Raw genomic sequence first — 7,112 nt, 5'->3', positions numbered from 1 at the left:
ACCCAGCACGCCCAGAACCTGGCGGACGAGATCCGCGCCACCCAGGCGCAGCTCGACCAGGTGGAGCGCCAGCTCGAGACGGCTTCGAGCCTGGTCGAGGACGCCCAGATCGGCGACGCCTTCACCGCCGGCGCGGGGACCTCGCGGCTGCGGCCGGCCTTCTCCATCCTGCGCACCGGCGCCGACGGTGGGTCCGTCGAGCTCGCCGCCGAGGAGACGACGCCGATCGAGCCCGGCGACGCGATCAAGGTGGAGCTCCGCCGCGAGCCGGCGAGGAGGCCTGGCGGCGAGATCTAGCAGCGGAACGCTGTCGGCGGGCCCTTGCCGGGGCCGGCGCCGCGCTCAGCTCACCCCCTACCGCTAGAGGCTCATCGCCTATACTACTCCAGGGCGCGCGGGCATCCGCTGCGGCGAGACGGGAGCTGGCTTGCTCTGGAGCGTGGTCCTTGTCGGTGTGCTCGGCGCCCTGATAGGCCTGCGCTACCGTGCGCCAGTGCTGATGCCGGCGACCCTCGTCGCGCTGGTCTGGGGTGTCGTGGCCGGCTGGATGGCGCAGGGGAGCGTCGGCCAGCTGGCGCTGATGGCGATCGTCCTGGCCGTCGTGCTCCACGCGGCTTACCTGGCGGCGCTCGCGCTCCGCATTTTCTGCAGGCGGTTCCTGCGATGACCTAGTCGCGGTGGCCGACTCGTGTCACGGCGCCGAGGCCGATGGCTGCTGGCCACGCGGCGCAGGCCCGTGGCTGTGGCGGGCATTCGACGCACCGGTCACAGCCGCATGATGAATTCGGGGTCGCAGCGGCCCCGCATCAGATGGCCGGCGGCGATCAGATTCCCCTTGAGCCGGCCGATGCGGTCGACGTGCGGCTCCGGCCGAAGGCTGAGCGCCACGTTCGCGAGCACGTTGCGGACAATCAGCCTGGCCGCCCAGCGCCCGGTTCCGGTGCCCTTGCGGACCAGGTACAGCGGGTTGACGATCTGCGAGTAGCCGAAGCGCACCCCGCTGACCCGTCCTCGCTTGACCCCGAGGTGCACGCCGCGCAGGCCGTGCAGCCGCACGATCGGCCGGCCGCGCGCGACCCGCCGGGAGAAGTCGGTATCCTCCTGCCAGCCGTAGAGCGGCAGCCGTTCGTCGAAGCGGTCCTCGGCGATGTCGGCGGCGCGGAACACCATGTTGCAGCCGTAGGCTCCGGCCGGCGCCACGTGCTCATGCCGCTCCGGCTTACCGTCCGGTGTGCCGGACAGGATGTCGCCGGCCTGCTGGAAGCTGAGCCCCGGGCCCTTGATCCCGTCGGCCAGGACGTGCCCGGTCATCACCGTCCAGTCCGGATGCCGCGCCAGGGCGGCCTCCGCCCGCTCCAGGTATTCGGCGGCGGGTACGAAGTCGTCATCGAAGAAGACGAAGATCTCCGCGTCGCGCGCATGTTCGGAATCGAGGGCGCGGTTGCGCTGCGCCGTGCAGCCGCTCGCGCCGAAGACGTAGCGCAGCGGGTAGGTCGTGACCGCGGCTTCATCCACGTGGGTCGCGTCGGGAGCCGACACCACGACCAGGTCGGGCCGGCGCGTCTGACCTTCGAGATGCGCCAGCGCCTGGCCCAGCACGGCCCTGCGATCGGCGGTGACGATGATGACGATCAGCCGCATGCTCCCATCCCCTGGCGTCGCTCCAAGCTAGCGGCGGCCGGTCTGCCGGCGACATCCGCCCTGGGTCGAGCCGGCACGCCGATGAGAGTGCCGCCTAGGCCTTTCGGCGCCCCGGACGCTCGAAAGGATGAAGCACATCGCGCGTCACGCGAAGCATGGATGGAAGCAGCGGAAACGACTGCATGACGGAATGAGCGTCGCACCGATCGCAGTACTCGTCGGGGTTCTCCTCCTCGCGCTCGGCCAGTTCACCCGGGCGCCGACGGCCTGCGCCTTCTTCGCATCCCTCGCCTTCGGGTCGACGGCGATCGTCACCGGCGGGATCAATCTGCTGCTCTATGTTCCGCTGGCCGGCCTGCTGATGGCGGCGGCGGTCCTCCGCCGCACCTTCTGGGGCGACCTCGCGCGGGTGTTCCGACTGCACTGGACGCCGATCGTCGTGGTGACCCTGCTCGTCTACGGTGTCGCGAGCGCCTTCATCCTGCCGCGGCTCTTCGCCGGGGAAACGACGGTATTCGTGCCGTCGCGCGGTGCCATCGTCGAGACCGCGCTCCGGCCGGTGTCCGGCAACATAAACCAGTCGGGCTACTTCGCGTTCGGCATCCTCGCCTTTTTCGCCGTGGCGAGCCAACTGGCGCGGGACGGGCGCTTCGAGATGCTGCGGATCGGCTTTTTCGCCTCGGCGATCGCCAACGCCAGTCTCGGCATGATCGACTTCGCCGGCAAGCTGAGCGGAGCCGGCGATCTGCTGGCGCCGATCCGCACCGCCGGATACTCGATGCTGATCGAGGTGCAGGTCGAGGGCTTCTGGCGCATCGCCGGCGGCTTTCCCGAGGCCTCGACCTTCGGTGCCGCCACGACCGTCGGGCTCGCCTTTGCGTTCAGCTACTGGCGGGCCACGAACTGGCGCCCGGCGCTCGTGCTCTCGGTCGTGCTGTTCCTGCAGCTGTTGCTCTCCACCTCCTCGACCGGTTACGCGAGCCTCGCGATCCTCGGAGCGCTGCTGTCGCTTTCCTACGTCTGGCGGCTGATGCTCGGACGGCTGAACTCGCGCGACCTGGCGACGATCCTGGCCGGTGCGATCGCGCTCACACTGGTGCTCGCAGTCCTGGCCTTCATGCAGGGTGCGCTCGATCCGGTGCAGCGGCTGATCGAGGAAACCCTGATCAACAAGTCGACCTCGGCGTCCGCCGACGAGCGGTTCTACTGGAACGCCAAGAGCTGGAAGGCCTTCCTCGACACCTACGGCCTCGGCGTCGGGCTCGGCAGCTCGCGGGCCTCGAGCTGGGTGATCGCGGTCCTGTCGCAACTCGGGGCGTTCGGCACCTTCCTGATCGTGCTGCTCCTGCTGGAGATGGCACGGCCGATCCCGCGGCCAAGGCTGGATCCGGAGGCGCGGGAACTCGCGGCGCTCTGCAGCAGCCTGCGCACCACGGCCCTGGCCTCGATGATTCCCGCGGCGATCTCCAGCAGCGTCGCCGACCCGGGGATCGTCTTCTTCATCGCGCTGGCCGGCGTCGTCGTCGGCCGGGAGCGGCTGCGGCAGATGCAGGCGAGCGAGCGCGCGGCGCTGCCCCATCCACGATGGGAGCGCCCGACGCGAGGCTCGGCGGCCTGGACCGGCGGCACGCCGGCGACCGGGACGCAGAGCCCGGCGTGATCAGGCGGGCCCGGGTGCCCTCAGCCTGACTTTCCCCGTCCGGAGGATGTCCCGAGGTTCAGGCCGCCTGTGCGCGCGGCGGGATTCCGCACCCGGATCGCCGCGTCGTAGACCGCGAGGTACTCGCTGGCCATGCGATCGATCCGGTAGTAGGCGAGCCCCTGCCGGGCGCTGCGGCGGGCCTCTGCGATCGCCGCCGGGTCCGTCATCAGCCGCAGCAGCGCGTCGCCGAGGAGATCGGGGCGACCCGGAGGAACCGTGGTGCCGTGGCGGTCATGGTCGAGCTGTTCGGCGATGCCGCCCACGCGCGTGCCGACCACCGCGCAGCCGGCCTCCCTGGCCTCGAGGATCCCGAGGCCGAAGGGCTCCGCGGCTGAGGCGAGGACGAAGATGTCGGTCTGGACGAGCACCTGGCTTGGCGTCTCGACATGGCCGATGAAGGCGATGCGGTCGGCGCAGCCGGAGCGGGCGGCCTGTTGCTCCAGCGCCTGCCGTTCCGGACCGTCGCCGGCGACGACGAGCCGCCATTCCGGCGCCGACGCGGCGACGCGCGCAAAGGCCTCGATCACATCGTGCACACCCTTGCGCCGCTCCAGCCCGGACAGCGTCGTGATGCAGGGCCGGGGCAGCCGGAAGGCGGACGGTGTCGGTTCTTCCGTCGACCGCACCGAGCCGAGCGTGCCGTTGACGACGACGTCGAGCCGGCCGTCCGGGAAGCCGCGCGCGAGCAGCAACTCCCGCTCGGCGCGCGAGACGGCAACGACCCGGTCGCCGAGTCGCATCAGCCAGGCGTGCCGGTCGAAAGAGTTGTGCACCGTCGTCACCAGTGGAATTCCCAGGAGCGTTCCGACCATGCGCCCGAGCACGGCCCCCGACATCATGTGCGCGTGCAGGACGTCCGGCCGGTCGCGGCGGCAGAGCGAGGCCAGCGAGGCTGCGGCGCGTGCCGTCCGCGCGGGGGTTCTCAGGCTCTGTTCCAGCCGGATGTGACGCACGCCGCACCGCTCCAGCAAAGCCACGAAACGCCCGCCGCCGCTCGCGAAGCCGACGCGGTGGCCCTGTGCGGCCTGCGCGCAGGCGAGATCGACGGCGAGGTGCACATTGCCGCCGTGCTCGCAATGGTTGACGAGGTGAAGGACCGACAGGGTCATCCGCCCTTGCGCCGGTAGGCCCGTACGTGGTCGACGTACATGTGCGACGGGTTCTTGGTGTGCTCGATCGGGAAGCCCGAGCCCAGCGCCAGATCGAGCAGGATGAACAGCGGGCCCATGTGCTCGACCGGGGTCGGGGTGCGCGCCATCTCGTGACCGTCGAGGTAGAAGATGATCTCGTCCGGCTCCACGGAGACCCCGTAATTGTGATACTCGTCGACGAGCGAGCCCCACGGCACGTCGTGCACGAAGTCGTAGGTCTGCTCCTCGACCGTGTCATTCTTCGGCCAGACCTTCAGCACGGAATGATAGATGTCCGGAGCATGGCCATAATATTCGACGACGTCGATCTCCAGCGAGCTGTCCGGAGAGCGGTTGTAGATCAGCCAGAATGCCGGCCAGACGCCGGGGCCGGGCGGCATCTTCGCCCGCATCTCGAAGTAGCCGTACTGCATCTGGAATCCCTCGCCGGAGGGATCGGTCGAGGAGAGCAGGCCGGAGCGCCAGATGCCGTCCTCCTCCTTGCGCGCTTCGATGCGAAGGATTCCGTTCTCGACCGTGAAAGGGAAGTCGGGCGTCGGATCGACGAAGAGCGCGTCGCCGAAGTCGCCGTTCCAGGGCGTGTGCGCAATCCACCGCGTGCCCGGGCCCCGACCCGAGACGTCGAGCGTGTCGAAATTCTCGTCGAACACGAGTTCGTAGTGCGAAAGGTCGAGATCCGGCGCGCGGTCGGCCCGGGTGGCTCCGCCCACGATCATGAGCGCCGCCGTCCCGGCAACCGTGGCCGCCGCGACCAGGATCCGGCGGTTCCGGCCGAAGTGCTGCCCCCCGGCCCAGAGCCTCTTCATCGAGGAAAGGGTCGGTAGCTGCATCATACCCCGGTCGTGTGGTCGCCCCGGCCGCGAGAATAAGTGCAGGGGAATGCAGACGACCCTCTCGGAAGAGGGATGCGGCCTACCGAATTGGGCCTAGGGTGTGGAGGCCAGGTCGCGGGACTGGTCGGGGGCGCGGATGACGTTGGTATCGGGGCGCAGGCCCTGCTAACGTCGAGCGGCGATCTTCATCATCGCCGTGATGGGGGTTTACGGGGATTCGTTCGATCTGGGATGCGTATGGAATGCGTATGGAATGTGTATTGCACCTGAGAGAGTCGGGTTTGGGTCGCTGACGCGTGGGCGCATGTGAGTTGGAAGGTGGGCGTGGCTGACGATCCGCAGGGCTACTACGCGGCGTCGCGCAATCCGGCGCCGGAGCGGCCGGCGCTGGAGGGGGAGCGGGCGGTCGAGGTCTGCATTGTCGGGGCGGGTTTCACCGGCCTGTCGGCGGGGCTGGAGCTGGCCGAGCGGGGACACGAGGTGCTGGTGCTCGAGGGCCGAGGCGTCGGCTGGGGCGCCTCGGGGCGGAACGGCGGGCAGATCGTCAACGGGCTGAACGCGAGCCTCGAGGCGATCGGTCGGCGCTACGGAGGGGCGACGGCGGACTTCGTCGCGACGGTGGTGCAGGAGGGCGGGCGGATCATCCGCGAACGGGTGGCGCGCTACGGGATCGCCTGCGATCTCAAGGACGGGAACCTCTTCACGGCCTTCACCGTCCGGCAGATGAAGGAGCTGGAGGAGAAGCAGGCGCTCTGGCGCCGCCATGGCATCGACAATTTCGAGCTGCTCGACCGCGCAGGGCTCGCGCGGCATGTGAGGAGCGACGCCTACGTCGGCGGAATGCTGGACCGTTCCGGCGGGCACATGCATCCGCTGAACCTGGCGCTGGGGCAGGCGGCGGCGCTCGAGGGGCTGGGCGGCGTGATCCACGAGGAGACGCCGGTCCTGCGGGTCGAGGACGTGGCCGGGCGGCCGGTGGTGCGGACGGCGAAGGGGACGGTGCGGCCCGAGGCGCTGATCCTCGCCGGCAACGCCTACCTGGGCGGGGCGGTGCCGGAGATCGCCGACCGGGTGATGCCCTTCTCGACGCAGATCATGGCGACCGAGCCGCTCGGCGAGCGCGGGCGGGCGCTGCTGCCGACGGACGTCTGCGTCGAGGATCTGCGCTATGTCCTCGACTACTACCGGCTGTCGGCGGACGGGCGGCTGCTCTGGGGCGGCGGCACGGTCTACGGCGGGACCGATCCGGCGGACATAAGGGCGAAGCTCACGCCGAACCTCGAGCGGATCTTTCCCGAGCTGAAGGGTGTGCGGATCGACCATGCCTGGTCGGGCAACTGCGCCATCTCGTTCAGCCGGGTGCCGCAGATGGGGCGGCTCGGGGAGCAGACCTATTTCGCGCAGGGCTACAGCGGCCATGGGGTGGTGGGCAGCCATCTCTTCGGGCGGATCCTCGCCGAGGCGGTGCACGGCGACCGCGCGCGCTTTGACGTTTTCGCGAGTTTACCCTGGATTCCCTTTCCGGGCGGCCGCCGCTGGGCCGTTCCCTATTCCGTTCTCGGCTCCTGGTGGTATGGCTTGCGGGATCGCCTCGGCGTCTAGACGATTCTCGGGAAAGGACCATGATCGCATGAAGATACGTCTGCTCGCTGCAGCACTCGCCGGCGTCGTGGCCTTGCCGGCCTTCGCCCAGGACAACGTCCTGCACGTCTACAACTGGTCGGACTATATCGCCGAGGACACGGTGGCGAAGTTCGAGGCGGAGACCGGGATCAAGGTCGTCTA

The 7,112-nt window shown here is 69.5% G+C and carries 6 protein-coding genes and 1 pseudogene; 4 read left to right on the top strand and 3 right to left on the bottom strand.

The features are described 5' to 3' along the window. Both Q0112_RS03350 and Q0112_RS03345 read left to right on the top strand, forming a co-directional pair. Positions 1–297: pseudogene (locus Q0112_RS03350) on the top strand (hypothetical protein); the annotation flags it as partial. A 130-nt stretch (positions 298–427) separates the two neighbouring features. After that, positions 428–667 (top strand): hypothetical protein, encoded by a 240-nt coding sequence (locus Q0112_RS03345; protein ID WP_297971388.1) that lies wholly within the window; start codon positions 428–430, stop codon positions 665–667. A gap of 98 nt (positions 668–765) precedes the next feature. Here Q0112_RS03345 and Q0112_RS03340 read toward each other — a convergent pair whose 3' ends face one another. Continuing rightward, on the bottom strand, positions 766–1,641 hold the full coding sequence (locus Q0112_RS03340) for a family 2 glycosyl transferase (RefSeq protein WP_297971385.1): 876 nt from the start codon (positions 1,639–1,641) through the stop codon (positions 766–768). A 190-nt stretch (positions 1,642–1,831) separates the two neighbouring features. Here Q0112_RS03340 and Q0112_RS03335 point away from each other — a divergent pair, with 190 nt between their 5' ends. Next, positions 1,832–3,301, top strand: coding sequence for an O-antigen ligase family protein (locus Q0112_RS03335; RefSeq protein ID WP_297971382.1), 1,470 nt, complete (start codon positions 1,832–1,834; stop codon positions 3,299–3,301). Positions 3,302–3,321: 20 nt separating this feature from the next. Here the strand turns inward: Q0112_RS03335 and Q0112_RS03330 are convergent, their stop codons facing one another. Together Q0112_RS03330 and Q0112_RS03325 are read right to left on the bottom strand one after the other, a co-directional pair. Next, on the bottom strand, positions 3,322–4,452 hold the full coding sequence (locus Q0112_RS03330) for a glycosyltransferase family 4 protein (protein ID WP_297971379.1): 1,131 nt from the start codon (positions 4,450–4,452) through the stop codon (positions 3,322–3,324). After that, the gene (locus tag Q0112_RS03325) at positions 4,449–5,300 is read right to left on the bottom strand and encodes a glycoside hydrolase family 16 protein (RefSeq protein ID WP_297971376.1); all 852 of its coding nucleotides are present in this window, start codon (positions 5,298–5,300) and stop codon (positions 4,449–4,451) included. The genes Q0112_RS03330 and Q0112_RS03325 overlap by 4 nt, the downstream gene beginning before the upstream one ends. 351 nt (positions 5,301–5,651) lie before the next feature. Between Q0112_RS03325 and Q0112_RS03320 the strand changes: the two genes are divergently transcribed. Next, the gene (locus Q0112_RS03320; RefSeq protein ID WP_297971374.1) at positions 5,652–6,929 is read left to right on the top strand and encodes an FAD-binding oxidoreductase; all 1,278 of its coding nucleotides are present in this window, start codon (positions 5,652–5,654) and stop codon (positions 6,927–6,929) included. Positions 6,930–7,112: the final 183 nt, after the last annotated feature.

Origin of the sequence: uncultured Amaricoccus sp., from assembly GCF_937858865.1 — a bacterium.
GTDB lineage: Bacteria > Pseudomonadota > Alphaproteobacteria > Rhodobacterales > Rhodobacteraceae > Amaricoccus.
Note: the sequence above shows the minus strand (reverse complement) of the source record. Positions and strands in the feature narration are given on the sequence as shown.